We start from the raw sequence: 25,297 nt of genomic DNA, 5'->3' as shown, positions 1-25,297 counted from the left end.
GGGACGGCAATCGCCGGCGCCGCTGTCGACTACAGCCTGTCGTGCCTCACGCTCGGAACGAAAACCGGTCGAATGCCGTCAGGACCTGCAAGCGTGGTTCCACTTCCCTGAGGTAAATCTCGGTATTGAGGAACGCGACTTCGTCACCCAGCTTGCTTTCGTCCAGCGAGCTGATGGGATCCTGGAGCCCGGAAGCATCCTTATTCGCTCGCCGCTTGGAGGTCAGCTCCGGGCATCGAGCTGATGGATCATGGGGAGCCGGAGCCGCACCGTCTGCTCGGCGGGAGCATAATGGCTTCCCCGATGAGGGCGGAAAGAGTCGGCTGGCGGTGCTTGATCCTGCGAACTCTCGAAATCGCTGATTGCAAACCAAGATTGTCTCACCGGGGTAATTGCGATGAAGCTGAGATATTTCGTTCTGTTCTTGATGTGTGGCCTTCTATCGGCCTGCGACGACAGGGTTCTATTTACCCCGCCCGAGCGGGGTGCGGCGAGTGCGCCGGCGCCGGCCGTCGCCGACAGCATCGTGACATTGGTCGGCTCGCTGCCATACGCTACCTTAGCCCGCATCGCAGGAGAAAAGCTGCCCCAATCGTCGCCAATCGGCGGCAACGGCCATATCGCTTGCGTCGGCGTACCATACGTCAATGGGGGCCACACCGAGTGGAATCAGAAATGCGTCTTGGGTGTCTGTACTAAAGTCCCAGAAGTCTTCGGCCCGAGCATCGGCACGCACGATAAATGCGCCGACTATGATTGGCATGCAAACATCGACAAGGACGGCTCTGCTCAGATATCCCGTGACGGCCGCGCTCTGCGTCTATCCCAAGGCATTCACGTCACGGGGCAAGCCGGTGTCGGCGGCGATCTGGCGGGCCTCCTTTCGCTTCACGGGAAGAACATCGACATCCATGCGACGCCCCGGATGAACCTAGGTGCGACGCTGGATAAGAAATGGTGTCCGGTCGTTACCGCCCAGCCGGTCGGCTCCTGGGTCGACGACGCTTCAGTCGAGGTCGTCGGAAAAAACTGCCTTGGATTTGATTTCGGTCTTTTGGGTCATCCCGAAATCTGCGCCGGTCCGATTAACCTCGGGATCGCCAACGAATTGAATCATGAATTCGACAAGCATCGGGACGACCTTCAGAAAGGAGCGCAAAACGCCATCCCGTGCGACAGCGTCAAACCCAAGATCGCGGGCCAGTGGCATCCGTTCTCGATCAAGATCGAACGCGACAAGCTTCCGCCCCTCTACCTGAACATTCAGCCCAAATCGGCCGCATTCTCCGGCATTATCCCAGAGGACGATCGAGTACGGGTCGCCGTGCTCGTCGGCGCCCAGACGATCCTCGAGACCACTCCCATCGACACGGCCGTGCTGCCGTTGCCGCCTCTCGATCCGTTGACCGCGGACAAGGGAAACCTGAAGATCAACGTACAGGTCGTCGCCCCCTACAGCATGCTCAAGCAACAGCTTCGCCAGGCTCTCGCGGACAAAACGTTCCAAAAGGACCTTCCCGAGGGAAAAGTCGAAGTCCGCGTTCTTGACGTCGACGTCTACCCAAGCAAGGACTCGCTGGCTCTCGGGCTCAAGATCGACGCAAAGACGCCCGCAAGCTGGTTCGATACGGGCGGCTGGGTCTACCTGTCCGGCAAGCCGACCCTGGTGAAAAACGGCAAGGCCATCAAAGTTGAGAATATTCGTTTCGCAAGCGTAGTCGACAGCGCCTTCTGGTCGACCGCCGAGGCTGTATTCCAAGACGAGATCCTGAAGGCAATCGATGCGCATGCCACGGTCGACCTCAGTGCGGAATTCGACAAGGTCGCGAAAGAGATCACGCAGGCGATCGCGAAGGCCGACGTTCATGGCCTGCAGATCAAGGCAGGCACACCCGATATCAGCCTTGACGGCATCTACGTCGCCGCTTCCGACCTCTTCGTCATCGCCAAGCTTGCGGTGCCGGTGGATGCCGAAGTCACGGAAACTATCCTGAAATAGCCAGATCGTCCGGCTCGACGTCTGCTCCTCCCGACTCCGGCTTCGGTTTGCGGAAAGGTCTGAGCAGTATAGTCCCGAGCGCCGCGAGCGCCATGCAAAAGCTCAGAGACGGTAAGCCGTACACAAGGAATGGTGTCCAAAATATTGGAAGGATCTCGATGCCGGTCTTCTTGCATTCTTCTGTTCCGGCGCCTCCGCGGCGAAGCCGCATCTGGTTGTTGCGGTCGATCGCCCTGGGAGGCGATAGAAGCGTAGTCTCCGAACCTTTGTAGAAATGAGTGGTGTCCTGTTCGCAGAAATCTCCAAGTTCGGCTTCCTGTATGCAGAGGACGATGCCTGCCGCAGGAATTCCGAGAAACAACAACAGGACGATGATCTGAAACAGCTTCCCGTCCCAGGCATCCGTGTTGAGCCCTTCGAGCCAAACGATCGGGACTCGGCTATGCCATCGATTGCCGTGGCGGTAGGCGTGCAGATAGAGCACGAACGAAGCAATCAGAAACAGAGCGCCCCCGACGATCGCACCGAAATATCCGATCGCAGGCTTGTTGTCGGGAAGCGAACCGGCCTTGTCCCCGAAGAGCTTTCCGACGAACTCTGATCCGCCTTGTATCGAGACGACGCTCGTGACGAGGAACAGCACGCAAGCGATCGACATCCATTGCCACATTTGCGTCAGATGCTTCTGATTCATTTCTCCCCTCGCCGCCTCGAGCATTCGCTTACACATACCAATATCACGGCATCGCGCCGCCTGGCGATCGCAGGCGGACGGGGGACGACCGTGTCCGTCGATTGAGGAGGGACGGCTGATCACCGGCCGCTGGTCGCGAGATCCGTTCTCAATTAGCCCGATCCACCGATTTGCGCCATAGCGGCGGCGCGCCTTCCGGAAGCGATTGACTGACCCAAAAAGACGACCACCCAATGCAGGGTAGAAAACACCTCCGGCTGAATTGCACTGTAAGTAAGTGCCGAACTTTGACCAATCGGCTTCCAACATTGGCTCTGACTCACTTTTGGTGCAGCGATCGGCGTGCCGCGGGTGGCACAGTGGCTGATTCAACCTCATGGGGGAATCACCGCAGATGTGCCTTAAGACCTATACCGCGACGCTGACACCAGCGGGCCTTGCTGTCGATGGCGTCGAGATCAAGGCCGAAGATCATCGTAATGGCAAGACCGAGCACGGAGACGGCGACGTGTCCTGAATGCGGCGTCGTTTCGGGTCGGATCCATAGCCGCTACAGGCGACGCCTCATCGATTTGCCTGCCCACGATCGCATCGTCGAGATCAATGTTGAGACACGCCGGTTTCGATGCGTCGGAACAGGCTGCCGGCGGCGCATTTTCGTCCAGCGCCTCGGTGATGCGGTCGCATTGCCGTCAGCCCGCCGAACAATGCGGATGGATGGCATCGTGCATCGCCTCGGGCTCGCATTGGGCGGGCGGCCCGGACATAACTTGGCAAGCCGCCTGGCAATCCCGGTCAGCAAAGATACCTTGCTTAGAACGGTTCGCCGGCGCGCGGCACGCCCTCGCGACTCCTTGCACGCGGTCGGCATTGACGACTGGGCCTGGCGAAAGGGATGCCAGTACGGTACCGTCATCTGTGACCTTGAGCGTCGCCGCATCGTTGCACTCCTGCCGGATCGCGCGAGTGGCACCATTGCCGCCTGGCCGCGCGATCACCCCAGCATCGAGTTCATCGCCCGGGATCGTGGCGCGAGCTACGGCGACGCCGCGTCCAAGGGTGCGCCCAGGCCATACAAGTCGCCGATCGTTGGCACCTCTTCGAAAACGCCAGCGCGAGCTTTCTTGATGTCGTGCGCCAGAACATGCACGCCATCCGCAAATCGTCGGCCAATGACCAGATCGACCCCGCACTACTCAGTTGTGCGGAACGCAAGCGGTGGGAGAATTTCCAACACCGCAAGAAGACGGTCGATGCGGTGTTGCAGCTGCTCGAACAGGGAACTCCACTCAAACAGATTACCCGCCGGCTCAGCCTTGCACACCAGACGGTTCGACGTATTGCCCGAGGCGGCGGACGGGAGATCTTCCGCAGCCGCGTGAGCATCATCGAGCCGTACGCCGAGACGCTCGACGCCCTCTGGACGGGCGGCTGCCGGAATGGCGCCGAACTCTGGCGCCGCCTGCGGATACAGGGATTCCAAGGATCCCTTCGGGTCGTCGCCGAATGGGCCACCCGCCGCCGTCTCGATGAATCATCGAATCCGGCCGGGCGGGTGAGGAAGACCCCGTCGGCACGCAAGATTGCGCGGCTTATGACAATCGAACGCGATCAAGTACCGAGGGATCAGGCGTCGATCATGGCCAAGATCGCGCTCGATGTCCCATCGTTGCTCGAGGCCCGCGACTTGGTCGATCGTTTCCACGAAATCATGCGCCAGCAAAAGGCCCCCGACCTCGATCCATGGATCGCCGCTGCGATCGACAGTCCACTCGGCTCGTTCGCCAAGGGCATCATCGCAGATCGCGACGCCGTTCAAGCCGCGATCATCCAACCTTGGTCGAACGGTCAGACCGAAGGTCAAATCATAAAGCTCAAGCTGATGAAGCGTCAGATGTATGGGCGTGCAAAAATCGATCTGCTCGAGGCACGCGTCATCGGCGCCGCGTAAACAACTGCACAAAGTGAGTCAGGGCCAAATTTTGCAAGCCGATCGACACTCTGGCATAGCGAGAGGCGGCCCGAATGAAGCGCCGGCGCCGATCGCACTGTGAGCGCAACCGCCAGCGGCTGGCGACACATGCTAGGAGGCTGAGGACGGCAACGGGATCACAACTGAGCCCGTAGTAACCTGTAACGCCTACCGAACGAAAAGCTCGACGCTTGTTACCCCGCCGACGTGAGAGCGCCGGCCTATCTTTTCCCAAGCCTTACGGATTGCTGCAGGGCAGGTCCCTCGCTCGCTCGGCGAGGAAGCGTAAATAGCAGTCCCGGCCATCTCCCTAGACCTCAATCGTGCCGTCGGCGGCTCCTTGCTCGGAGATGTGCGCAGCAAGCAAGAACTCGCCCAAACGTCGGTCCATGTTCCGACCAGAGTTTTCTCCGAGCGCGAGCAGCTTGCGACAGAGCTGGAGTCACCTCGAAGTCGACATTCGAAACTCGAGCAAATCAGAACCCGAGCTTCAAGGTCGGATCGACGCGGCCCTTCATCTTAAGGAATTTCTCGCCGAAATCATCACGCATGCCGTCCGCCTCTGGACTGGTCAGAGCGTCAATCGTCTTCATGTACTCGACGCCGGCGAGGGTCGCATGTAGTTTCGGTCTCTCATCCACGTTACGGACAGTGGCATATCCCGCCTCGATAAGCTCAGCGGCGGGCACGATGTCCGCGGCGCCGACCCACAGACCGATCTCGGAGTCGGCACGACCTATTACCTTCCGCAACATCAGGAAGGCGGCGTCGGTCAATTGGATGGGTTTGGTAGCCATGGTCGTTTAGAGTGTAGCACGTTCAAGAAGTGCCTGACAGGGCTTATCCGCTGAACCTTCAGAGCGCCGTGCGGCATTGGGTCATGATTGCGGTAGGCTCGAATGAAGCGCGAAAGACTCAGATCCAACCAGAAACTACAGAGGACCGACAAGCCGCCGACCTGGACTCGCGTAACAGGGCTTCTGCGAAAGTTGAATCAGGCACTGTGCCACCCGCGGCACGCCGATAGCTGCACCAAAAGTGAGTCAGAGCCCAGCATTGACCCCACACGTGACGAGCATTCCGGTGAGGAATTGGGCAGTGTTGGCCGGGGTCAACCTTCGGCGCCGATCGGGGGTCAAACCATCGCCGAATAACACTGGATACACTGAACATGCGTACCGCTCTAGATCGGGAGGTCGAGTTGCGGCTCTTCCGGATCACCGCCTTGCAGCGAGGACAGAGAAACTCCCAATAGGCGAACCGGCTTAGGGACCGGCATCTCATTCCGCAGCAGGGAGATCGACGCTTGTTCGAGATCGTCCCGGTTCGAGATCGCGGCCGGAACGGATCTGCTGCGCGTGATGATCTCGAAGTCGTTAAACTTCACCTTCAGCGTCACGGTTCGGCCCCGCGAGCGCTTGTCTTCGCAGTGCTGCCATACCTTGTCGATCAGCGGCCGGAGTTCGCCGGCCATGGCTTCGAACTCGACGAGGTCGCTGGAGAACGTGGTCTCGGCGCCGACCGATTTCCGGATCCGGTTTGCGCGGACCTCGCGGTTATCGACACCTCGCGAGATCCAATAGTAGTACGCGCCGGCCTTGCCGAAGTTGGCCTGCATGAACTCTAGCGTCTGATTCCGCATGTCGAGGCCGGTGTAAAGACCGAACGAGTTCATCTTCGCGCTGGTCGCAGGCCCGATGCCGTGGAATTTGCCGACCGGCAACGCTTCCACGAATGCCGGCCCCATCTCGGGCGTGATGACGTACTGGCCGTTCGGCTTGCGGTGGTCGGAGGCGAGCTTGGCCAGGAACTTGTTGTAGGAGATGCCGGCCGAGGCGTTGAGGCCGGTCACTTCCTTGATCTTCGCGCGGATCGCGAGCGCGACGTCGCGCGCCAGCGGGATGTTCTGCAGGTTCTCGGTGACGTCGAGGTAGGCCTCGTCCAGCGACAGCGGTTCGATGATCGGCGTGTGTTCGGCGAAGATCTCGCGGATCTGCTGCGAGACCGCCTTATAGACCTCGAAGCGCGGCTTCACGAAGATCAAGTCCGGGCACTGTCGTTTCGCGGTCACAGACGGCATGGCCGACCGGACACCGAATTTTCTGGCTTCGTAGCTGGCGGCCGCAACGACGCCGCGCTCGCGGGATCCGCCGACGGCGACCGGTTTGCCGCGGAGGTCTGGATTGTCCCGCTGTTCGACGGATGCGTAAAACGCGTCCATGTCGACGTGGATGATCTTCCGTTGCCGGGACGGCGGTACGATATGGCTGTCGTCCTCGTCGGTCACGCCGTCGGTCCGGCCGCGTCTTCCTTGACGCCGCGAGCGACGATCCGCAGCGTCCCGTCCGGCAGAGGCCACTGCAGTTTCAAGGCTTCGCCTGGAGGCGCGGTCATCCAGGTCTCGACCTCATCGGGTGTCGTCAGGATCACGGGCATCGCCTTCGGATGGATGGCGCCGACCTCTGCGTTCGGCTCGGTTGTCAGGAACGCGTAGAGATCGTTGGTGGTCTCGCCCTCCTTCACCTTCCGGACCGACGTCCAGTTAGTCCAGATGCCGGCGAAGCAGGCGAGCGGGCGGGTCTCGTCGAGCGCGAACCAGATGTCGCCGCCTTCGGCCTTGTTGAACTCGCTGAACGAGTTGAACGGCACCACGCAGCGATGCTCCGGACCCAGCCATCGCGTCCAGTGCTTCGACTTCACGTTGCGGATGTTGGTCGTGCCGCCGTCCGGCTCCATCCGGAGCAATTCCTTGAAATCGACTTGCTTACCCTTGGCTTGCAGCTTCTCGGCGCGCTTCTTCGTGGCGTCCATCATAGCTTTCCACGACGATGGCATGCCCCACCGCGCGGTGACGAGCTCGCGACCGTCGGCACCGGTGCGGACGATCGGCGCCTTGTAGTCCGGAAATACGCCGGGCATCGGCGCGAGGTTGCCGACGTACCGGTTGACGACGCGGAACAGCGCGCAGATGGCGGCCTGGTTGGTGGTGATCGAATACAGGTTGCACACGGTTGGTCAGTCCTCCGGATCCGGATGCCGGGCCCGCTGCGCCAGCTGCAGCAGGGTGGCAGCCGGTCGCTTGCCGGCTTTGGCGCACTTCCGGCACCGCAAGCGGCTCGCCAAGTCGTGCACGAAAGTCGTCGATGGATGGGTAAGCGCGGCCAGATCGACGTCGCGGGCGGCCTTGCACCGCGAGCATTCGATCTGCAACCAGCTATAACCCCCGCTCACCGCCTGGTCGATCGTGGGAGACGGGTCGATCGGCCCGCCATCGGACCACATGCGCTCGTTCCACGACTCGCACAGGAGCCGGTCGGCCTGCTTGATGAGGGCCTCCCCCTTAGCCCGAGCCGCTGCAGATTGAGCGGCCAGGATCGTCGTCATGGCGCGGGCCTTGCCGAGTTCCTTGGCGAGGGCCTTGCGGTCGCCTCCGGAGAGAGGCGTCGGGTGGTGCTTCGACGCCATCACTGGCGCCTACTCGAATTGCGGCCAGCAGCCGTCCTCCTCGAGCCTACCTGTCCGCGCCTGGCAGGTCTTGTCGAGCAGCCTCTGCCCGACGTCCTTCCAGAGCGCCTGCGGGCCGTACAAGCGCGTCGCGTCGGCCTTCTGGATCTCGACGATCCGCTTGCAGCGGCGGCAGGACACCCTAAGCACGTGCTGCGGGATGTCGGCGAGCCGCCGCATCCGTATGCCGGGGCCGGACCGTCTGTCGTCGGCAGGAGCGTCCCGTAAGAGGGCCTCCCAGTATTCGGCGGTTAAATCGTCGGCTGGGCCGATCGGCCGCACTGGTGCGACGTTTTTGCCGACGGCGGTGGCCAGCTTTTCCAGCTGCTTCGGGGGCGGCATGCGCCAGCTCGCGGATCGGTCGTTCATGACGCATTAGAACATATCATGAACATAAGTGTCTAGTCCGACTTGCGCGGCAGGGACTGGGGGATTTCGCGCACAAGGTCCATTCCAATGCGCGCCTGTTGCGTGCATCTGCGGCCCACGCCACTACAGTGGTCGATCGAAACGTTCGTTAGGGACGGGCAATTCATGGCGAAGCAGGGTGGATCGCAGAAACTGAAGGAGCAGAACCGAAGGCAGCTTTGGCTTATCATCGCGGCGAACGCGGTCGTGTTCTACGGGGCGTGTCAGTGGGCGACATTCGAGCTGTCGGGGATTAAGGCGACTCTCACGGGTGCCGCGAACCTGCTGCCCGTCGGCCTCGCCGTCGTGGTCACCACGATCGCGAACGGACTGCTCACTTCGGCGGCTAAGGAGCGGCTGGTGTTCTTGCGGTGGAACGATGTCCTGCCGGGCCATCGTGCCTTCAGCGTCCACGCGAAGGCCGATCCCCGAACAGATTTCACGCGGTTGCAGCGGGCGTGCGGCAACAAGGTGCCGGGCGACCCTAAGGATCAGAATAGCCTATGGTACCGGTTCTATCTCGAGGTGCAGGACCTCCCAGCCGTACAGCAGGTACATCGCGATTATCTGCTGCTGCGCGATTACACGGGTCTGGCGGCGCTATTCCTGATCGGGTTCGGCATCGCGGCGTTGTTTCTCGTCGCCCCGTGGAACGCCTGCGGCGTCTACTTCGGCATTCTGCTTTTTCAGCTGATCGTCGTCCGGCACGCCGCGGCGATCTACGGCGTTCGGTTCGTCTGTACGGTGTTGGCCCAGAAGGCCGGAAAGCCGACGGCCTCTAGCGCCGCCAAAAAATCACCCGCATGAAGCCTGGCCGACGTCGCGGTTGATCGACCACGACCGGCGGGCTCGTCGGCTCGAAGAGGTGAGGCCGGATCTCCTCCGGCGTCACGATGGTCACCAGAGTGGGCTGGCCGACGCGATCGAGGATCGACCGCAGGCTGATGACCGCGGTCTTGTCCGTGTCGCTGAGATCAGACCCGCCCGCCGGATGCGTGTGCCACTCGCCGACGTAGGTGAGCAGACCGCCGGTCCGGCGTTCGACCTGAGCGAGAGCCTCCGGCAGTTTCTCGGTGCCACGCGTAAACACCCAGGGAGTGCCCCCACTGTCGGGGGGAGCGGGGACCAGACGCGTCACGTAGATCGTCTTCCTCGTCGCGGCTAGGCGACCGACCAGGATCCCGCCGGTCTCGCTCGGACTGTGCCGCCGCATCAGTTCCGACATTTCCTTCGCGGCGGTCGCCGCGATTCGGATTTGCCATCCGTAGTCGGCGCCGAGCACCACGGTCGGGCCGATAGTCCGCGCGCTCGCGCGACTGTCGCCTCCTTCGTTCAGGAAGCTCAGATTGACGAGCCCCTCGGTCCGCGCCGGGCCGTCCTTGGCCAGATAAGGCCGCAGCCGGTGGGTGGCTGCCGCGGCGTGGAAAGACACGACCTCGTCGGCCAGCTGCATCGTCGCTGAACTGCAACTCAATCCGACTTGAATATCTTCCAACCCGCCAGATCCGACGCGATCGTCGCGCGTCGACCTGACCTCTTCCAGCCAGGCGGCGACCGCATCGTCCTCGATCGCGGAATCGTAGATCAGCGTTTGGAGGTCGTCGATCCGGGGATTGCGTCCGGCTCCCTCGATCGACAGCAGGCCGAGCTTGCCACGATGGGCGATCTCGGCGCGGTGGACGCGGACCGTGTCGGGAAGGGCAGCGTCGCGGAGCGCGTTGAACACGATGTTCGACGCCGTCATGTCGACCAGATTGGCATAGCCTTCGAAGAAGGCGGGCCTGCGTAACCGGTCAAGTGCGGATGCGTTCTTACCCTCGATGGGAAGGTCGCCTTGGCCCGGATATAGTTTGAGCAGTTCGTCCTTGAGGGCTTCCGCCTTCGACAGGCCGACGGCACGGCCGCCCAGCGCGTGTCGGACGAGGTTGTGAGGCGAGATCTTCGCGTTATCGACGATCTTGAGCGCGACGCTGCCGCTCCGGGCGAGGTGGCTCGCAACCTTCGAGCCCAGCGCGCCGGCGCCGAAGATGACTGTAGGTTCCGCTGCTCCATCGGCGGGAAGGGCCGAGATCTCGCGGGCGAACGCCGGCGTCAGCGGCGTGCGGTGGTCGGCGAACCAGACGCGAGCCGCCGGATCCCATGCGCCGTCCTTCGGCCAGTGATCTCCGCCGGCGGAGACGAGGAAGTTTAGTAGTTCGACATCGGACGCTCTGCCTAGAACCTGTTGGGGGCGTCTAACGGCAAGCACGATCGGTACACCGCCGAAGAGGTGGAGTTCATTGGCGAGATACGAAGCCAGCGCGGCCCGCAGCGGAAACCCAAGCGCTTCGGCCCAGATTTCCAGGTCGCCGAGCGTTTCCGGCAATTCGCCGAAATGCTGCCCGCAGATGTTGGCCTCCGGCGTCCAGAGCAGCAGGCCGAAAAGGCGGCGCTGGAATTGTCCCTTGTATTCGGGTTTTTCGGCCATCTCGTTCAACACGTTCGCGACGATCTTGTGCTGCTCGAGCTTGTCGTCGTCGGCGAAGGCCGCCTGTCTGACGGTGTATTCGTTCTCGCCGATCTCGGCCTTGCCCTCGGTGTCGAGCAGTTCGTAGGTGACGAAGGCGCTGCCGGCGGTCCTGTCCTGCGCCGCGCGGAGCTCGGCCGCTTTTGCGATGAACGCCTCGGGCGAGTAGACGAAGGTGCCGAACGTGTCAGGCGAACGGGTCGGCTCGAAGCCGTCTCCTTCCGGGACCAGGCGGTTGCGAGCGGCGTCGCGCAGCCAGCCCCGCGCCCGCTCAACCAGGTCGGTCACCGTGTGCTCGGCGAACCAGGTATCGATCGAACCGCGGTGCAGGCAGAGCGACGCCGGCACGTTGGGCGGCGTCGGGTTGAGGTGAGGAAACGCGGTCTTGGAGAAGTCGCGGCGGTCCGAATAGACCCGCGGCGCCAGGTAGGGGAAAGACTTCTTGGAGAACAGCAGCACCAGCGGTTCGCGCTTGTGGATGTCAACTCCGTTGACAGGGCCGCGCCCTGGCAGTTCGACGTCGACAGAGACCGCTACGGCGACATAAGTGTCGTTCCACTTCAGTACCGGAATGGCCTGAGCGGGGTACTCGGCGCGCAACTCCGCCACCGCCGAGCGGATCGTCGGCGACAGACTGTCTTCGTCTTCCTTTTCCTGTGGCGTGGAGTGCAGTTCACCCATAGGTCTGCGGCGTACTCGCGACCTTTTTGACGGCATCGTCGACGTGATCGACGTCCTCCGGATCCAGCAGCACCGGCCCGTTCTCGCTCATTTCGAACGTGGTCGGCAGCGCGCGCTTTTGGTCTCCAACCTCAGCGAGGCTGATGAAATTCCCCTCGCCGACGACATCTTCGTACTCCTCCTTGGCCGCGAAATGTGGAGGATTGTCGTCGTCGTCCTTGATCGGCTTGCACGACGCGATCACGCGCGCGCCGTCGAGACCCTTGCCGAGGATGGCGAGCGAGTCCTCGGCCGGCACCTTATTGTACTTGTACTCTTCCTCGCTAAAGAACGTCCACGAACAGTGGTGCGGCGCGAGGAAGAGATCGAATGCCAGCTTGTCGTCGTCGCTGAGTTCCAGAATCTTCGACCAGATTGCCGCGCCGGCGTCGCCGCCGAACATCGCAAGGCCGGCGTTCTTGGTTCCGCCCACGTCGAAGCAGGCCTGCAGCACCACGCTGGTGTCGTTGCGGTCGGCCAGCTTATCGTCGACCTCCTTGCGGAACGGCGCATGGACGAAGAAGCGGAAGTCCTTCTTCGTCTTGCGGTCGATGACGTCGATGTAGTTGCCCGGGGTAATTACCAGATCGCCGAGCCCCTTATAGGCCGGGTTGTTGCTGTGACCGACGACGCGAATGCGGTTGCCGGCGTCGTTGCGCAATAACGACTTCGCGAGATGGAGATCGATGCGGCGTTGCGCTTCCTTCTTGAACGCGTTGGCCCACTTCGACAGCTCGCCCTCGTGGTTGGCGAAGATGCGGTGGGTGAACCAGAGCTCGTCGATGAGGGTCAGGTCTTCCTTGGAGTGCTTCACCGTGTATTTGGACGGGTCGCCCGTGTAGAACATCGTGTCGAAGCCGCGGCAGTGATCCTGATCAGCATGGGTCAGGATGAACACGTCGACATGGGGAATCTTGCCGCCGAGCTTCTTGCCGAAATCGAGCAAGTGCTGATGGACGTCGTAGCGGCTGGGGTCGTCTTCGTCACTGGCTTCCTGGGTGGTGTTGCAGTCGATGATGATCTGGGTGTTGTCGCTCAGGGTGATCAGCGAGCAATCGCCGTTGCCGACGGGGAAATAGGTGATACGCGGGTCCATTGCATCTTCTCGAATCTTGTAGGAATAAATAAAACTGGCGGTTGAGCACGTGGTGGCGACGCGGCGGTTCGGCAAGGTTCGGTGGGCGCACTTTCCTTCGGGAAATCGACGTTTTTTTCGTTGACTCCCGGTCCGCTCGACCGCCCGGGCTGATTTGATTCGGCGGCCGGTGGCTGTCGGCATCGATCGACGCGCTCGACGGCACGGGCGATGATGAAGCCGTACTGGGGCGCGATTTCAGCAGGACATTATCGGAGAGATCTCATGAAGCGTCTCGCGATCTTCCTCGACGGTACTTGGAACACGCTGAACAACAACACGAACGTCTGGAGGTTGAAGTCCCTGACCGCCGAGACCGCCGACCAACGCGTCTACTATTCGCAGGGGGTCGGCACCCGGCGCGGTGAATCTGCGCGAGGCGGCGTCACCGGGTGGGGCATCGACGACGAGATTATCGAAGCCTATACGTGGCTGATCCAGAATTTCGACGACGGCGACGAGATCTTCATCTTCGGTTTCAGTCGCGGCGCGTATACGGCGCGCAGCTTGTCGGGCTTGATCTGCAAATGCGGTGTCCTCAGGCTCGGCGCGCCGTTGTCGATCGAGCAGCTTTACGCGCGATATCGCATCTACGATGCCCCGACGATCAGGACGCTGCTGGGCAGGCCGCTGCCGGACGGTGTCTCGCTCGAGGAACGCTGGCTGACCGCCTATTCGCGGCCCACCAAGGTCAAGTTCGTCGGCGTGTGGGACACCGTTGGTTCGCTCGGCCTTCCGGTGTGGAGCATGGCGGCCGAGGTCCGCAAATATCGGTTTCTCGACACGCATCTGCGGCTCGACAACGAGCACGCCTTCCATGCGCTGGCGCTTGACGAACACCGGAAGAATTTCGAACCCACATTCTGGACCAGGACGGATAGGGTTGGACACGAAGGAGCCGCCGAACGTCAGATCGAGAAGGTCGAGCAGCGTTGGTTCGTCGGTGCGCATGCCAACATCGGCGGCGGCTACGCGAGTGACCCGTTGGCGCAGCGGCCCCTGAAGTGGCTAATGGAGAAAGCGGCTGGCTTGGGGCTCGGCTTCCGCAGCGAGGTCTCGCTCGACCTCTCGCAAGTCGCGCCGCCGGTCACGGATTCCTATCGCGAGTTCGCTTGGGGCCTCTACCGCTTCGTCTCGCGGCCTTTCTACCGGCCCGTCGGCCTGCCGCCCGACAAGGGCACGGACGCCACGACGTCGCGCATCAACGAGACCGTCGACGGTTCGGTCTTCGACCGCTGGCGGGCCGATGCGTCCTATCGCCCGGTGAACTTGGCATCGTGGGCGGCGGCGAAGGACGTCGATCCCGCGAAGCTCGTCGGCGCCGTCATGACTACCGATCCCAAGGTCGCCGCCTTTTGACCGACGCCTAGCCTATCGAGCCGGACAAGCGCGCGAGGCATCCTCACTGCGGCCGACGCGCGTCGACGATGCGCAACAGATGGCTTGCGAGCATAACCTGCTCTCGCGCTTCGGCCGGGTCACTAAGGTTCACCGTCCGATGAGAATGAGGGTTCTTGTACGATCCGATCGCGCCGGCGAACAGATGGGCCAAGGCTTCTCGCTCGCCCGTGGGATGCGCTAAGTTCGTCAGTCGTCCGCGATTGTCCTTCGGCGCATCGCTGGGATCGAAGGCCTTTCGCATCAAGTCCGCGCCAAGGTCCGTAGCTTCGTATCCGCCAGCTTGGCGCACAGCCACCTCCACGGCCTTGAACGCGGCGAACACGGCTTCGTCCAGATCGCCCCGTGCCAGCGCTCCCCAGACTTTGTCGCGGATCGCAGGATGGATCAGTTCTTTGGGAAAGAGCATCGCCGCGCGAGTAGCCTCGAAGTCCTGACCGTTGGCGACGGCCAGACCAGCATCTGTGAATGTCTTCCAGCCGTGGTCGCCGTTGATGCCCGGAGAGGCCTCGATGAAACCTTCGCGCTCAAGCAGGCGCCATGCCTTGTTCAGGTGTTCGTCGATCAGCGCTTTCTTATGGAAAGGGTAGCTGCTGCCGCGCTCGGTCGCCATTCCCGTGCCGAACGGCTCGGTCGTTATCGCCTCGAAGGTGAAGCCGGCGCCTTGCCGCACTTTCTTGGCGATCATGAGCATGCTGCGCCCGACGTCAGCGGGTGCCATCGCAAGCAGTTGGTCGGCGTCCTTGATGTAGGTCGAGATCATTGAGTTCCTCGGACTGGGTGACGCATCAAATCGGCACCGGTTGCGTCAGGCATCGGATGCCGCCGCCGCCATTAAGAATCGTCCTTAAGTCGAGCATGCGTATGTCCCGCCCTGGGAAAAGGCGCTCCAGCTCCAGCTTCGCGCGCAAGTCGTTGTGAGTGTCGCCGAATCGCGCCGTCAGGACCGCACCGTCGGTGACGAAAAGGTTCACATACGTGGCAGCCATCATCGCGCTGCCGGACAGGCCATCCGGGACGACCTCGAACGGTTCGACACCCCTTATTTTTCTGTTGTTGACCGATTGCCGCAGTATTGCAACATCGCACTGGCGTCGTCGGGCTCCCGGTCCAGATGCGATGACCTCGACCAGCAGCCTGCCGTCGGGCAGGAAGGCCATGTACCCGTCCGGATGACCTGTGGTGATCGGTTCGGTCGGATCGCCGTCGAGCCAGATCAGATCCCGAATCCCAACGCAGCCGAAGGCCGCAGTGATGGCCGTCTCGTCCATCTGCTGGTTGCGCGAGAGCAGGCAGCTTCGCGTTGCGATCGCGAGTCCCTGACCGTCCGTGATAAACGCTCCGCCCTCGGCAACGAACGGCATGCCGATCACCGGAACGCCGAAATCGTGCGTGCGCGCCAGGCGGTCGCCGGCGCGGCCACGCCGGGAATTGTCCCAGGCGTTGAAGTTGAAGTCGATCGCGATCGTATCGGCCCAGCGCTTTGCGAACACCGGCGCGATATCACGCATCCAGATATCGTCGACCGGCGCCGGTACGATCTCGACTTCGGGCCCGAATTTTCGGGCCCGCGCCGCCGGCACCATTTCCGCCGGTGTCAGCAGCTTTATCGGATCGTATTCCGCGATAGCCCGGACCACAGCCTCGAGCTCGCGCTCCACCTGCTCTTTCTCGGCTCCCCATTCCCGGTGCACCGCCCATGCCATAATCGTGCAGGCGTGAGCCTCGTGATCGGCGGGAATGCGGATCTCACGATTTCCGCTCACGCGTCCACCACCGACGGAAATGGCGCGCTGAGCCATTCGCGATAGCCGGGATGGCCCCAGCGCCACGGACGATCGGCGTCCTTGGAGATGTTGATGCGAGGTCCATTGAGCAGGTTGATCACCGGCTCAACCGGGCGCAAAACGCGCAAAGGAGGCTTGAAGAGCGAGGCTCCATCGAGGAGTGGGTAAAGCCCGAGTGCCTCGCCAAGCTTTGCAGGTCCATTGCAAAGCTTTCGTTCAAACCCGGACGCACCACAGCGGATCGTGCGATCCGCTGACGGATGGGCGGAGCGTCGCTCTGCCATCGCATCGATTCCGATCACCGGCACTCCCGACCGGATCAAGATCGCGCTGCCAAATCCCTCTTCCCCGCAGACCAGGTTCAGACACGGCATTCCCCTGTCGTGGTGAATGTAGACATGTCCATGCGGGAGCAGCATCGAGGAGCTGCGGTTGCGGCGCTGCGCGGCGGCGCCTGGATGACAATGTGAGGCCATGTCGGTCTCGTCGTAGGCCTCAGCTTCCGCGATGATGATCCCGCTGTCGGTCTCGCGGCGGAGATCGGTGACGATCACTAGGCATCCGACAGCATTCTGGGCCGCCTCGACAGCAGAGCCCGCAAAAAAGTCGGGCTTAACAGGAATGTAATTGTTCAAATCGAAATTCATTTTGATTACTCCTCAGTGTTCGCAAAATGCGGCGATGCGGGGCCGCGAGAAACACACTAGAGAAGCTCGAATATCTGTCAAATAACTCTATGAAATTATTGTATTATCTAATTCGTCAGCGATCTCGTTGATCTTGCAGCCTGACGTGGCGCTTGGCTGGTCGGGAGAAACTCAGGTCTTATTCGGCCAGCTTCGCGACATCATCCACGGCATCCTGCACGTTGTCTCCGAGAGCCTCGACGCGGCTCTTATAGCCAAACTCCGCAACCACCGCATCGAGATCTTCCGGACCGCGGACTTTGTCGTGGCAGATGCGCAGATATCGAGCGATCAAGCCGCTATTATACTTGAACACCCCGTCCGACGAGATCGACAGCCGCATCCGTTGCCAGCGATTGCCATCCCTGTACGCGATACTTGGAAACTTCGTGCTGCAGAAGGCTGCGTACTGCGCCTTCGAAGTCTCGGCGTCCCGGCATGAGTAGTGATCTGGATAGTCGTCCTCATACCTGGCGTCGCATTCGCGCAAGAGCGCCTCGACAAGGTTTCCGTTCGGCAGCTGTTTAACGACCTTCTTTTCCGCCAGGGCGGACCAGATGCACTCGCCCATTTGGCATTCTACGCGCATGAATTGGTCCGCCCTGGCGTTCGAGCTGGAGGACTGCTTCAGGAACTCGTCAATTTGCGGCGTAAATTGCGAATAGAAGTTGATGACGAAGAAGTTGGGATTTCCGATCTGGATCGGTCTTCCTCCGTCCGCCGCGCCAGTCAGCACTAGCGCGTCGACGCCGCCCTGGATCGGTGAATCGACCGCCACGTCGATCTTGCGATCCGGCAAGTAGCGACGCCGCGCAAACGTCAGGATGACAGACGCGACTTTGACTTCAACGAGATCTCGCTGCCCAAGTCGGACGGACACGTTCTTTGTCGTTAGGGCCGGGCCACAAAGAAAGTAGGTCAAGGAGACGCCTGCAAGGCCGTCGACCACGACGGCGTCACGCAACTCCTGAGGCACTGCGACTTTTGATACCACGCCGGCACAGGCAGTATCGGTTAACTGGCTGCCGATCTCGCCCAGCCTGCCGTCTATCGCACTGATGTAGCTGTTCTGATCCTGGAATGTGAGGGACGGAAGACGATAGTGATTATCGGAGCGCAGATACTGCAATTGCCGGACGGTCTCCTGCGTTGCCGGCATCTCGCGAACTTTCCGGATCAGCTCCGATAGCTGCGTGGCGGACGTCTGAGCCTTACGGGCCTCCGTATTTTCCTGATCCGCGATGGCCAAGCGAGCCAGCTTGGCTTTGCACGCGACCACCACGTCGACGCGAGTGGTCTCCGGAAGCTGGGACTTCCACGTTTCCGAGCAGAATGATCTGAGTTCGGTCGCCGCCGTGAAGCCTTCCACCTTGGTTATAAGGCCCCTTTCGATCTCCTTCTCGGCTTCACTAGCTGTCTGCCGATCCCTCTGCGCCTGTTCCATGGACTCGTTCAGGGTCTGACTTCGCCTATGAGCCTCATCGACGCTGGCATGGCGCCCCGCGCGGTCGGCCGCCGAGTTCTGAAGACGCGCCATGCCTTCGAGGCGTTGCAGAAAGGCAATGAGGCCGCGGGGGTCGGTGCCGGACTGCTTGGCGCATTCGGCGATACGGCTGCGGAGCAGAGCAAATTCATCCTGGCGCCATTCCAGCATGGGCACGCCATACGGCGTGCCATTTGCCGACCACGATTGTCTGGCGACCGCTGATTGCGCCACATCGGAGCAGGATAGTTTCGATATCGTCTCCAGACCGGAGGCGTTGGCTGAAATGACTTGGAGGACCAGGAGAGCGAAGCTAGTCAGCGCGTAACGTTTCATGGATTCCAGTTCTTTGAAAAGTCGCAATGAGAATGATTCGCATCGCATGATACTGCAGCTGGTCCGAGAAGCCCGCCTACGATGTGGTGCCATTCGCCTGGCGTCTCTGTTGCTCCACCTGCTCGCTCGCTAATTCGATGTCCTGCAAAGCGCAGCAGTGCAGGACCTTCGGGCGGGGGGCTCAGTCTAGGAGCTCGGCGTGCTGGAACCAAACGGGCGAATGGCCGGGAAACGTCAGCTGGCCTCGCACTTGAAACATCGCCACACTGGCGGCCCTTTAGCCCTTTTAGGCGACGCCAAGGTCATTGCCTTCTTGCACCTTGGGCAGGTTGGGATGGGTTCTAGGCGAGCCTCAGTCGCAGTTCGGCGCATTTCCAATCCGAATATCAGGATACCGTAGACTTATCGGGAAAGGTAATTACATCGGCTGCGCGATCGTTTGATCTTAAAGAGGCGCTTGCAGCTGTCTCTCCTGCAAACCGCTCCGCCAATTCGATGATCGAGAGCCGCTGAGATGGATCCTCAATGCGGAGAAAGGCGCGAATTAGCCTGAGCCCCTGCAGCTGAACGAGGGGTGACGGTTCTTCGTCCATGTTCATGTCCCGTGCAAGCACACCACTATTCGATCAGAAGCATAATTGCAACGTTGTCGCCGATCAGCTCATAGTTGAATTGCGGGCGCCTCGGAAGGAGCAACTGCTGCCGGTGTCCGTACAGGCTGCATCGGTCACGCCGTTGCGATTGACTACCGAAACCCCTCGTTCGACAGGAGGAGCGGAGCCGCAATACGGAGCAGTGACAAATGATCGTAAGAGTGGATATCCCGGAGATCACGAACTACCCGGATGGATTTCCGTCCCACTGGATGAACATCATTTTCTTGGGAAACCGTCCTGACGCTTATAAAGTTCATGCGATCGTGACGACCTACGTTCGATTGGTCGAGGGCGCCCTTGTCCACTACCGGCAGGCGCGAGGTCAGGTGCTCAAGCTTTGGAACACGCATACGGCAATCGCCATCGGCAGCCACAATCTAGCGTCCACCTATTTCGAGGACTGTATCAACTCGATGCACCGGGCTACGCTCTGCATGAACCGGATGCGCGGCAACCGAGATGTCCCGGATGACCTAAAGGCGCTCTTTCGGAAGCGGCCGCGATTTGCCGCTGATACCGTCGCGAAGAGACTACGCGATACGCGCGATACAATTCAGCACATGGACGAGAAGGTGTTCAACGCCGAAATTCCGGACGGCACACCCTTCATGCTGCTCGCGACGGGGCTGGAAACCCCCGTTCTCGATTCCGATCAGCCCAATCAGACGTTGAAGGTGATCGACCGCCTAATCATCGGCGATCAGGAGATCTCCTTCGTCGAGCTGGCGACATGGCTAACTGAGATGGGCGAGTGCGCGGAGGTGATTTCGAAATATGAGCGCCCGAAATGATGGCCACGCAACCTACCTCCTTAGCACAAGAATCGGACCGGCGTTGATCCGGTCCGATTCTTGGCGAGCCCACTCTATGGAATGTTCGGGCAGACGTCGCCCGCCTAGCTCTTCTTCTCGTCTTCCGCGGCCTTGCGGTTCTGGTCTTCGGCTGGAGCGCCGGTGCCGTAATAGGTCACTGCCGTTGCCGGCACGATGGTCCAGACGTTCGTGACTGGATCGAAATTCATGGAATAAGAAACGTGGTCGTGCAGCATCGCCATCGCGTTCATGCCGGGAAACTTCGAGACAGTGATCATGAACTTGCTTGTCTCCTGCGTCCCGATGATCGGCGCTTCGCCAGGCTTGGCCCATTTTCCCACGTGAGGCCTCATCGGCTCCGACTTCATAGGCTCCGGGTTTATGGGCTCGGTCTTGCGAACATCGACCTTTGGCAAGCCATCCTCTCCAACGCTTGCTTTCCCGTCTGGGCCGATTTTTTCGTAAGCCTCTCGCGGAGGCGCGCATGGAACCGAAGGATCGACGGCCGCCATGCAGTATGCAACTCCTCTTCGCCCTCTTCGTCTTCGTCATCGTTCTCTTCATCAGGATCTCTGGGCGGTAACGAGTTGCCCATGATCGCGAAGAGACACCCACCGATGCGATCTGACCGTTCCTCGGGATTGTTCGCGGTCATGACTTGCTCCTTTGCCCTTGGAGATGATTCCTTCCGCTCCTCGGGCTCGCTTGATGGACCGTGTGTATTGCGATGCGCATCCAGACCTATCTGGATCGCGGAGTTTTAAGAAGATTCCGTCCGAATGTGCTCGCAAAGAAGAATCGAGTCGATTTAAGCGAACCTTGAGTCTGGCTGGCGACGCCCACCCACCAGGTGGCTACGCAGCATAGCCGACATCCCGCACCGCGAAGCCCAATGGTGCGCGCTCGATCGCTTGTCTGAATGCCCCGGATCTTGGTCATAAGGGTGCGACCCAACCATATTCAGTGAGGTGGCTCGACCCGCTTCGAGGCCTTTGAGCATGCGTCCTGCCGGAGGATCCCGCGGGCACCGGCCGGAACACCGATCCGCCTGTCTTGAACGTTTGCGCCAACTGTCATAGATGGAACGACACATGACTGGACGACTTCAAATGCGTAACCGAGAGACCGACCGGCCACAACCGATTGAGAAGACGCGGCTGGCTGCAGTCGCCAGTCTGCTTGGCGCTCCGTCTACTTTTCGAAAGGTTCCCCAAAGCCCGTTGGAGGCGCATGAGATGCTTCTGAACGGGCTGCCGTCCAGAGCACTGTTACATCTGGTTGAGAACCTGGCGTTTCTTCGCTGGGATGACTCTTTCGCCAAAGCGATTGGAATGAGCCATCGCACCTACCAACGCCATGCCTCCGCGGGAGCCAAGCCACTCAGCCCAGAGCAAAGTGGGCGAACATGGAAGCTTGCGGAAGTCTTGGCGAAAGCAACCTCCATTTTCGGTTCCATGCAGGAAGCTGAGCAATGGTTGGAACGGCCGGCTATCGGCTTGAACCAGCATAAGCCAATCGATCTGTTGGCCACACCGGCTGGTGTTGAGTTGGTGGAAGATTTTCTCGTTCGACTTGAGCACGGTGTCTACGCGTGACGCCATTGCCTGGGGCGCTCGGCGGTACCGAGCTTGTCGCTTGGCGATTGGACCAAGCGGCATACGCGGCCACATGGGACAGCGGCAAAGGAGCTTTTCTGGTCGGCGGTCGCTGGAACAGCAGAGGACTTCGGGCCGTGTACTACTCGGTAGATCCCGCTACTGCAATTCTGGAAGTTGCAGTCCACAAGGGCTTCAGGGCGCTTGACACGGTCCCCCACGTACTCACCGCTATCACGGTGGACCCGACCCGCGTGTTCGTGGTCGACCCGACAATGATTCCAAATCCGAACTGGCTTCGGCCCGGCATCCCCAGCGCTGGACAGCAAGCATTCGGCGACGATCTTCTCGGCAGACATCCGGTCGTGCTGATTCCGAGTGTCGTGTCGACCGCGAGCTGGAATCTGATGTTTGTCGCGTCAGACGCAGGCGGCTCCTACAAGGTGAAGTCGCAGGAGTCGTTCGCCCTCGATCCTCGCCTGCACCCGCCGGCCAGGTCGTAGCCATACATGGGGGCTATACTGGCCGTCGGATGGATGGTTGCCATGCCAAACTTGGTCATGACCCTGTCGACAGCCTGGTTCAAGGAATCTAGCGCCTGAAAGCCGTCTTGGCTTACCGATGGGACTCGGATTTTGATAGTCTTAGATGTCCGGGACTCGCAATTGACTTGAATCTGACTCCAAATCTGCTTTGCCAACTACATTGGAAAGATGGAGCTTTCCGTTCGTTCAGACTCGCAATTCGCTTTGGAGAACACCGAACTCGGACTTTATGAGCTCAAACGGACCACCGCCGGAACAGCCGATCGCGGAGCTGAGTTGGTCAGTCCGGAAAGTGAGAAACTGTGGCCGCGAGTTGCCGAGCCAGGACCCCAGGCAGGACTGCATCAAAGATCTCGCTGAGCTTGCGGTAGTACCAAATGGTCCCTGTGCGGCCACCCGTAAAGCGGTCCCACAGCTCGTCGCCGATGTTGCGGTAATCGTTCAGGATCGCCTCGGCGTTGTCCACCTTGTCGGCAAGAGAGACGAGGAGCGACGAAGCCGGCTTGCTTGGTAAGATCGACAGGTAGGCCTCCTTTCTCGGGCGCCAAGCAGGCTTCGGCTCGACCCAGGAATCGGTGCAATCGGCGACAATTTTGGCCACGTCGCCGCCGAAACATCCCCTAATGTGATCGAGCGTTGCTTGGCCGCCCTGATCCTCCGCGGCGTCGTGCAGCAGGCCGCCGATGGCTTGAACCTCGGTTCCGCCAGCGGACAATACGCGGCTTGAAACGCTCAACAGGTGAGCAATGTAGGGCGTGCCGCTACCTTTCCTGACCTGCGTCCGGTGAAGATCGGACGCGTAGACAAGGGCTTCGTCGTACAATTTGGAAAGTGCCATCGCTTCGTTTCTCCTTCATGGTATCCGACAGGCAAATACACGGCGCTTCCTGCAAGAGTAGCTCACAACGCGACAGAGCGCGCAGCCGCAGCTATCCGGTCACGCATGTTCGCCGAAGCGGCAACAAGCGCCTTCGCCCTAAGCAGAACGGGATCGCGTTCCTTAAGCTCTTCGACTTTCTTTTCGCCGAGATAGATCGAAACCTGACTGCCGCCACTCGTCGACGGATGCGCAAGCCAGCCCAGGATCCTGCTGCGATCGATCAAGCCTTTGTCTGCAGCAAAGGAGAGCGCTGCAGCCGGGGTCGGGCCGAGCCCGATGAAATAGGAATCGCGCCTAAGATGATGCAGCGTCGGGAGGAAGTCGCGCTCGAAGCTGCGGCGCAGCACGTCGACACGCTGGATTTCCTCGAACGAGCCTGCAAATGGTTTGCCTTTGACGAAAGCCGCATGCGGCACGACAGACGTTGCATGAAGAAGGTGAGCCCGTCCTCCCCAAAGTTCAGACGCGCGGCCGCCTCCGAGCAGTGCCATGATGTCCAGAGCATCGATCATGCGCTCAAGGTTGGGACGCATTGCCTGCCCGCCGAACGCCGCGAGCTTCTTGACCTGGCGAAGGATCTCACCGTCCGGCAAACCCCGCCGCAATAGCCGGCCCGCCGCCTCGCAGGCCTCGTCGCGCTGGGTCGCACCGGGCGTGATACCCACGATCACAAGTCTGGCGTCAACGTTGACATGCTCGAACGGCACATATTCGAGCGAGTACCTGCCGTCGCTGTCGATGGTCAGCGGCGCGGCTCCCTTGCGATAGTTTACGAGTGCGTCCCTGAACGTGCTCGCGATGGCTAAGTTGTCCATTTCAGTTCCTTTCTCGTTCGTAGACCGTCATTGGCGCCGAAAGCGCTCGCGCTTATGCGCGGCAGTGACCACAAAGCCGTTGTCGCCGACGACCGCATAGACATTGAGCCAGCGCTCCACGACCTTCAGTCCGCGATCGCCGCCAAGGTGGTGGCGGAGCCGCTTGATCGCCGACTTGTCGAACGTCAGCCGCTCCGCCCCGTTGGCGCGTGACGACGATCCGAACTGCATCAGCAGATCGACAACCAGCGGTGGGATTGCACGCTGCTGCAGGCGCGCCCTCGAGTGTGCCGTAAGAGGCATATCGGCCGTTGCCAATGCGCTCACGAACGGCCTCCCTCGGCGGAACGCAGCGTGACCTCAAGCGCCTTGCCGACGAACATCGGAACGTCGAGCTGCAAGATTTTGGCGACCTGGCCGGCGCGGTCGGCGTCGAAGGCGAATGTTCCGTCGAGCCATGGCTGTACGTCCGCAGTGCTCCAACCCAGCTTCCCGGCGATCTTCTCGGCCGGCTCGAATCCGGCGACCTGATGAATGAGCCGAGCGAGCACCTTTGGCGTCTCGGCGTCCCGGATCGCGCGGGTGAGGAAGCGGTCGTCGGCGGCGCGCTCCGGCCACGGAATGAAGCCCCGGCGACCCGACAGCCACCGCTTGGCTTCATCGAACTCGACCGCAACTGGTTTCGAACCAGGCATTGCCTTCAGGCGACTCTCGCTCTTGTCGGAGATCGCCATGCGGACGGCGCCCTCGCTCATATTTGCGAGCAGCGCCAGCTCGCGCGTGGTGAAGGTGGCCGAATCGTCGCCAGCCCACTCGAGCTTCCACCTAGCGAGGGCCGCGTCCGCGACCATCCGGCAATAGCCATCGGGGGTCATAAAGCGGTGCTGCTCGCCGGCGGAGGAAATCCCGCCGATCCGCGGCGTCCCCTCCATGAATGCCTGCAGATCCTGGACTTCCTCCTCGCCGAATGTGTTCAGCCGGCTGCGATTGAACGCAAATTCGTAGGCCCGCTCGAACGACGCCGCGATGTCCGCAAACAGCGAAAGGTCGACCTTGGAGGGAGCTTCATGGACGTACTCGCCCTTTTCGCCCGGCGGGAAGCCAATGAAGGTTTCGGCCTTCTTCGGTCCGGAGCTGATCAGGACGTGGTCAGCTTCGAAGAGGAAGATCGTCCGCAGCTCATCGAGCATCTGTTCTTTCGAGAAGCCAGCCATCCCATTCTCCATGCAAATATGCAAGTTAGTTTGCATGTCGAGAAATAGCCGATGTCAACGCCGTGCGCAAGCTTAAATATGCATTTCTATTTTCTATTTCGCATGTACGTCTTTGTTCCAAGGAGGCGACGAGGATAAATAAGCAGAGGAGG

The 25,297-nt window shown here is 60.9% G+C and carries 23 protein-coding genes and 1 pseudogene; 7 read left to right on the top strand and 17 right to left on the bottom strand.

The genetic code is table 11. The annotated features are described in order from the left end of the window. The first annotated feature begins 397 nt into the window (after positions 1 to 397). On the top strand, positions 398 to 1,999 hold the full coding sequence (locus AB7245_RS41765; RefSeq protein WP_439035636.1) for a DUF4403 family protein: 1,602 nt from the start codon (positions 398 to 400) through the stop codon (positions 1,997 to 1,999). Here AB7245_RS41765 and AB7245_RS41760 read toward each other — a convergent pair. After that, positions 1,986 to 3,002 (bottom strand): hypothetical protein, encoded by a 1,017-nt coding sequence (locus tag AB7245_RS41760; RefSeq protein WP_439035635.1) that lies wholly within the window; start codon positions 3,000 to 3,002, stop codon positions 1,986 to 1,988. The two genes, AB7245_RS41765 and AB7245_RS41760, sit on opposite strands and share 14 nt — an antisense overlap. Before the next feature lie 85 nt (positions 3,003 to 3,087). On the opposite strand from AB7245_RS41760, the pseudogene AB7245_RS41755 reads away from it, so the two are divergent. Beyond that, a pseudogene (locus AB7245_RS41755) lies at positions 3,088 to 4,644 on the top strand (ISL3 family transposase). Between the two features lie 497 nt (positions 4,645 to 5,141). Here AB7245_RS41755 and AB7245_RS41750 read toward each other — a convergent pair. The 5 genes from AB7245_RS41750 to AB7245_RS41730 all read right to left on the bottom strand — a co-directional run bounded on the left by AB7245_RS41750 (position 5,142) and on the right by AB7245_RS41730 (position 8,538). Then, entirely contained in the window at positions 5,142 to 5,462 is a 321-nt protein-coding gene (locus AB7245_RS41750) for a hypothetical protein (RefSeq protein ID WP_439035634.1), read from the bottom strand. Between the two features lie 386 nt (positions 5,463 to 5,848). Then, complete coding sequence (gene dinB / locus AB7245_RS41745) at positions 5,849 to 6,952, bottom strand: DNA polymerase IV (RefSeq protein ID WP_439035633.1); 1,104 nt, start codon at positions 6,950 to 6,952, stop codon at positions 5,849 to 5,851. Further along, the gene (locus tag AB7245_RS41740) at positions 6,949 to 7,674 is read right to left on the bottom strand and encodes an SOS response-associated peptidase (RefSeq protein ID WP_439035632.1); all 726 of its coding nucleotides are present in this window, start codon (positions 7,672 to 7,674) and stop codon (positions 6,949 to 6,951) included. Before AB7245_RS41740 ends, dinB begins: the two co-directional genes overlap by 4 nt. Before the next feature lie 6 nt (positions 7,675 to 7,680). Next, on the bottom strand, positions 7,681 to 8,130 hold the full coding sequence (locus tag AB7245_RS41735) for a hypothetical protein (RefSeq protein WP_439035631.1): 450 nt from the start codon (positions 8,128 to 8,130) through the stop codon (positions 7,681 to 7,683). 9 nt (positions 8,131 to 8,139) lie between these two features. After that, positions 8,140 to 8,538 (bottom strand): hypothetical protein, encoded by a 399-nt coding sequence (locus AB7245_RS41730; protein ID WP_439035630.1) that lies wholly within the window; start codon positions 8,536 to 8,538, stop codon positions 8,140 to 8,142. A 165-nt stretch (positions 8,539 to 8,703) separates the two neighbouring features. On the opposite strand from AB7245_RS41730, the gene AB7245_RS41725 reads away from it, so the two are divergent. Further along, entirely contained in the window at positions 8,704 to 9,384 is a 681-nt protein-coding gene (locus tag AB7245_RS41725) for a hypothetical protein (protein WP_439035629.1), read from the top strand. On the opposite strand, the gene AB7245_RS41720 is transcribed toward AB7245_RS41725, so the two are convergent. Both AB7245_RS41720 and AB7245_RS41715 read right to left on the bottom strand, forming a co-directional pair. Further along, complete coding sequence (locus tag AB7245_RS41720) at positions 9,356 to 11,764, bottom strand: ThiF family adenylyltransferase (protein WP_439035628.1); 2,409 nt, start codon at positions 11,762 to 11,764, stop codon at positions 9,356 to 9,358. The two genes, AB7245_RS41725 and AB7245_RS41720, sit on opposite strands and share 29 nt — an antisense overlap. Continuing rightward, a complete protein-coding gene (locus AB7245_RS41715) occupies positions 11,757 to 13,082 on the bottom strand; it encodes an MBL fold metallo-hydrolase (RefSeq protein ID WP_439035627.1) in 1,326 nt (441 codons plus the stop codon). The genes AB7245_RS41720 and AB7245_RS41715 overlap by 8 nt, the downstream gene beginning before the upstream one ends. 81 nt (positions 13,083 to 13,163) lie before the next feature. On the opposite strand from AB7245_RS41715, the gene AB7245_RS41710 reads away from it, so the two are divergent. After that, complete coding sequence (locus AB7245_RS41710) at positions 13,164 to 14,297, top strand: DUF2235 domain-containing protein (RefSeq protein WP_439035626.1); 1,134 nt, start codon at positions 13,164 to 13,166, stop codon at positions 14,295 to 14,297. A 43-nt stretch (positions 14,298 to 14,340) separates the two neighbouring features. Here AB7245_RS41710 and AB7245_RS41705 read toward each other — a convergent pair whose 3' ends face one another. The 4 genes from AB7245_RS41705 to AB7245_RS41690 all read right to left on the bottom strand — a co-directional run bounded on the left by AB7245_RS41705 (position 14,341) and on the right by AB7245_RS41690 (position 18,628). Then, positions 14,341 to 15,099 (bottom strand): TIGR02391 family protein, encoded by a 759-nt coding sequence (locus AB7245_RS41705; RefSeq protein WP_439035625.1) that lies wholly within the window; start codon positions 15,097 to 15,099, stop codon positions 14,341 to 14,343. Positions 15,100 to 15,124: 25 nt separating this feature from the next. Further along, on the bottom strand, positions 15,125 to 16,138 hold the full coding sequence (locus AB7245_RS41700; RefSeq protein ID WP_439035624.1) for an agmatine deiminase family protein: 1,014 nt from the start codon (positions 16,136 to 16,138) through the stop codon (positions 15,125 to 15,127). Then, on the bottom strand, positions 16,099 to 16,770 hold the full coding sequence (locus tag AB7245_RS41695) for a DNA-3-methyladenine glycosylase (RefSeq protein WP_439035623.1): 672 nt from the start codon (positions 16,768 to 16,770) through the stop codon (positions 16,099 to 16,101). The genes AB7245_RS41700 and AB7245_RS41695 overlap by 40 nt, the downstream gene beginning before the upstream one ends. A 178-nt stretch (positions 16,771 to 16,948) precedes the next feature. Next, positions 16,949 to 18,628, bottom strand: a complete 1,680-nt coding sequence (locus AB7245_RS41690) for a hypothetical protein (protein WP_439035622.1) — start codon at positions 18,626 to 18,628, stop codon at positions 16,949 to 16,951. A gap of 802 nt (positions 18,629 to 19,430) precedes the next feature. Here AB7245_RS41690 and AB7245_RS41685 point away from each other — a divergent pair. Continuing rightward, entirely contained in the window at positions 19,431 to 20,075 is a 645-nt protein-coding gene (locus tag AB7245_RS41685; RefSeq protein ID WP_439035621.1) for a hypothetical protein, read from the top strand. 104 nt (positions 20,076 to 20,179) lie between these two features. Here AB7245_RS41685 and AB7245_RS41680 read toward each other — a convergent pair whose 3' ends face one another. Beyond that, positions 20,180 to 20,608, bottom strand: a complete 429-nt coding sequence (locus tag AB7245_RS41680; RefSeq protein WP_439035620.1) for a hypothetical protein — start codon at positions 20,606 to 20,608, stop codon at positions 20,180 to 20,182. Positions 20,609 to 21,205: 597 nt separating this feature from the next. On the opposite strand from AB7245_RS41680, the gene parS reads away from it, so the two are divergent. Both parS and AB7245_RS41670 read left to right on the top strand, forming a co-directional pair. Then, on the top strand, positions 21,206 to 21,691 hold the full coding sequence (gene parS / locus AB7245_RS41675) for a type II RES/Xre toxin-antitoxin system antitoxin (RefSeq protein WP_439035780.1): 486 nt from the start codon (positions 21,206 to 21,208) through the stop codon (positions 21,689 to 21,691). Further along, positions 21,688 to 22,194, top strand: coding sequence for an RES family NAD+ phosphorylase (locus AB7245_RS41670; protein ID WP_439035619.1), 507 nt, complete (start codon positions 21,688 to 21,690; stop codon positions 22,192 to 22,194). The genes parS and AB7245_RS41670 overlap by 4 nt, the downstream gene beginning before the upstream one ends. A gap of 322 nt (positions 22,195 to 22,516) precedes the next feature. Here AB7245_RS41670 and AB7245_RS41665 read toward each other — a convergent pair whose 3' ends face one another. The 4 genes from AB7245_RS41665 to AB7245_RS41650 all read right to left on the bottom strand — a co-directional run bounded on the left by AB7245_RS41665 (position 22,517) and on the right by AB7245_RS41650 (position 25,145). Then, entirely contained in the window at positions 22,517 to 23,074 is a 558-nt protein-coding gene (locus AB7245_RS41665; protein WP_439035618.1) for an HD domain-containing protein, read from the bottom strand. A gap of 62 nt (positions 23,075 to 23,136) precedes the next feature. After that, a complete protein-coding gene (locus AB7245_RS41660; protein WP_439035617.1) occupies positions 23,137 to 23,823 on the bottom strand; it encodes a hypothetical protein in 687 nt (228 codons plus the stop codon). Positions 23,824 to 23,958: 135 nt separating this feature from the next. Then, a complete protein-coding gene (locus AB7245_RS41655) occupies positions 23,959 to 24,258 on the bottom strand; it encodes a hypothetical protein (protein WP_439035616.1) in 300 nt (99 codons plus the stop codon). Then, entirely contained in the window at positions 24,255 to 25,145 is an 891-nt protein-coding gene (locus tag AB7245_RS41650) for a hypothetical protein (RefSeq protein WP_439035615.1), read from the bottom strand. Before AB7245_RS41650 ends, AB7245_RS41655 begins: the two co-directional genes overlap by 4 nt. Positions 25,146 to 25,297 lie beyond the last annotated feature (152 nt).

Origin of the sequence: Bradyrhizobium sp. 604_D8_N2_3 (genome assembly GCF_051810765.1) — a bacterium.
In the GTDB taxonomy this organism is placed as follows: domain Bacteria; phylum Pseudomonadota; class Alphaproteobacteria; order Rhizobiales; family Xanthobacteraceae; genus Bradyrhizobium; species Bradyrhizobium barranii.
Note: the sequence above shows the minus strand (reverse complement) of the source record. Positions and strands in the feature narration are given on the sequence as shown.

Coding starts and splice junctions, on each gene's coding strand:
- AB7245_RS41695 (WP_439035623.1), bottom strand. CDS start 16,770: ATGAATTTCGATTTGAACAATTACATTCCTGTTAAGCCCGACTTTTTT.
- AB7245_RS41700 (WP_439035624.1), bottom strand. CDS start 16,138: ATGGCTCAGCGCGCCATTTCCGTCGGTGGTGGACGCGTGAGCGGAAAT.
- AB7245_RS41765 (WP_439035636.1), top strand. CDS start 398: ATGAAGCTGAGATATTTCGTTCTGTTCTTGATGTGTGGCCTTCTATCG.
- AB7245_RS41680 (WP_439035620.1), bottom strand. CDS start 20,608: ATGGCGGCCGTCGATCCTTCGGTTCCATGCGCGCCTCCGCGAGAGGCT.
- parS (WP_439035780.1), top strand. CDS start 21,206: ATGCGTAACCGAGAGACCGACCGGCCACAACCGATTGAGAAGACGCGG.
- AB7245_RS41650 (WP_439035615.1), bottom strand. CDS start 25,145: ATGGCTGGCTTCTCGAAAGAACAGATGCTCGATGAGCTGCGGACGATC.
- AB7245_RS41665 (WP_439035618.1), bottom strand. CDS start 23,074: ATGGCACTTTCCAAATTGTACGACGAAGCCCTTGTCTACGCGTCCGAT.
- AB7245_RS41690 (WP_439035622.1), bottom strand. CDS start 18,628: ATGAAACGTTACGCGCTGACTAGCTTCGCTCTCCTGGTCCTCCAAGTC.
- AB7245_RS41710 (WP_439035626.1), top strand. CDS start 13,164: ATGAAGCGTCTCGCGATCTTCCTCGACGGTACTTGGAACACGCTGAAC.
- AB7245_RS41720 (WP_439035628.1), bottom strand. CDS start 11,764: ATGGGTGAACTGCACTCCACGCCACAGGAAAAGGAAGACGAAGACAGT.
- AB7245_RS41705 (WP_439035625.1), bottom strand. CDS start 15,099: ATGATCTCGACCTACATCAAGGACGCCGACCAACTGCTTGCGATGGCA.
- AB7245_RS41730 (WP_439035630.1), bottom strand. CDS start 8,538: ATGAACGACCGATCCGCGAGCTGGCGCATGCCGCCCCCGAAGCAGCTG.
- AB7245_RS41715 (WP_439035627.1), bottom strand. CDS start 13,082: ATGCCGACAGCCACCGGCCGCCGAATCAAATCAGCCCGGGCGGTCGAG.
- AB7245_RS41735 (WP_439035631.1), bottom strand. CDS start 8,130: ATGGCGTCGAAGCACCACCCGACGCCTCTCTCCGGAGGCGACCGCAAG.
- AB7245_RS41750 (WP_439035634.1), bottom strand. CDS start 5,462: ATGGCTACCAAACCCATCCAATTGACCGACGCCGCCTTCCTGATGTTG.
- AB7245_RS41685 (WP_439035621.1), top strand. CDS start 19,431: ATGATCGTAAGAGTGGATATCCCGGAGATCACGAACTACCCGGATGGA.
- AB7245_RS41725 (WP_439035629.1), top strand. CDS start 8,704: ATGGCGAAGCAGGGTGGATCGCAGAAACTGAAGGAGCAGAACCGAAGG.
- AB7245_RS41760 (WP_439035635.1), bottom strand. CDS start 3,002: ATGTTGGAAGCCGATTGGTCAAAGTTCGGCACTTACTTACAGTGCAAT.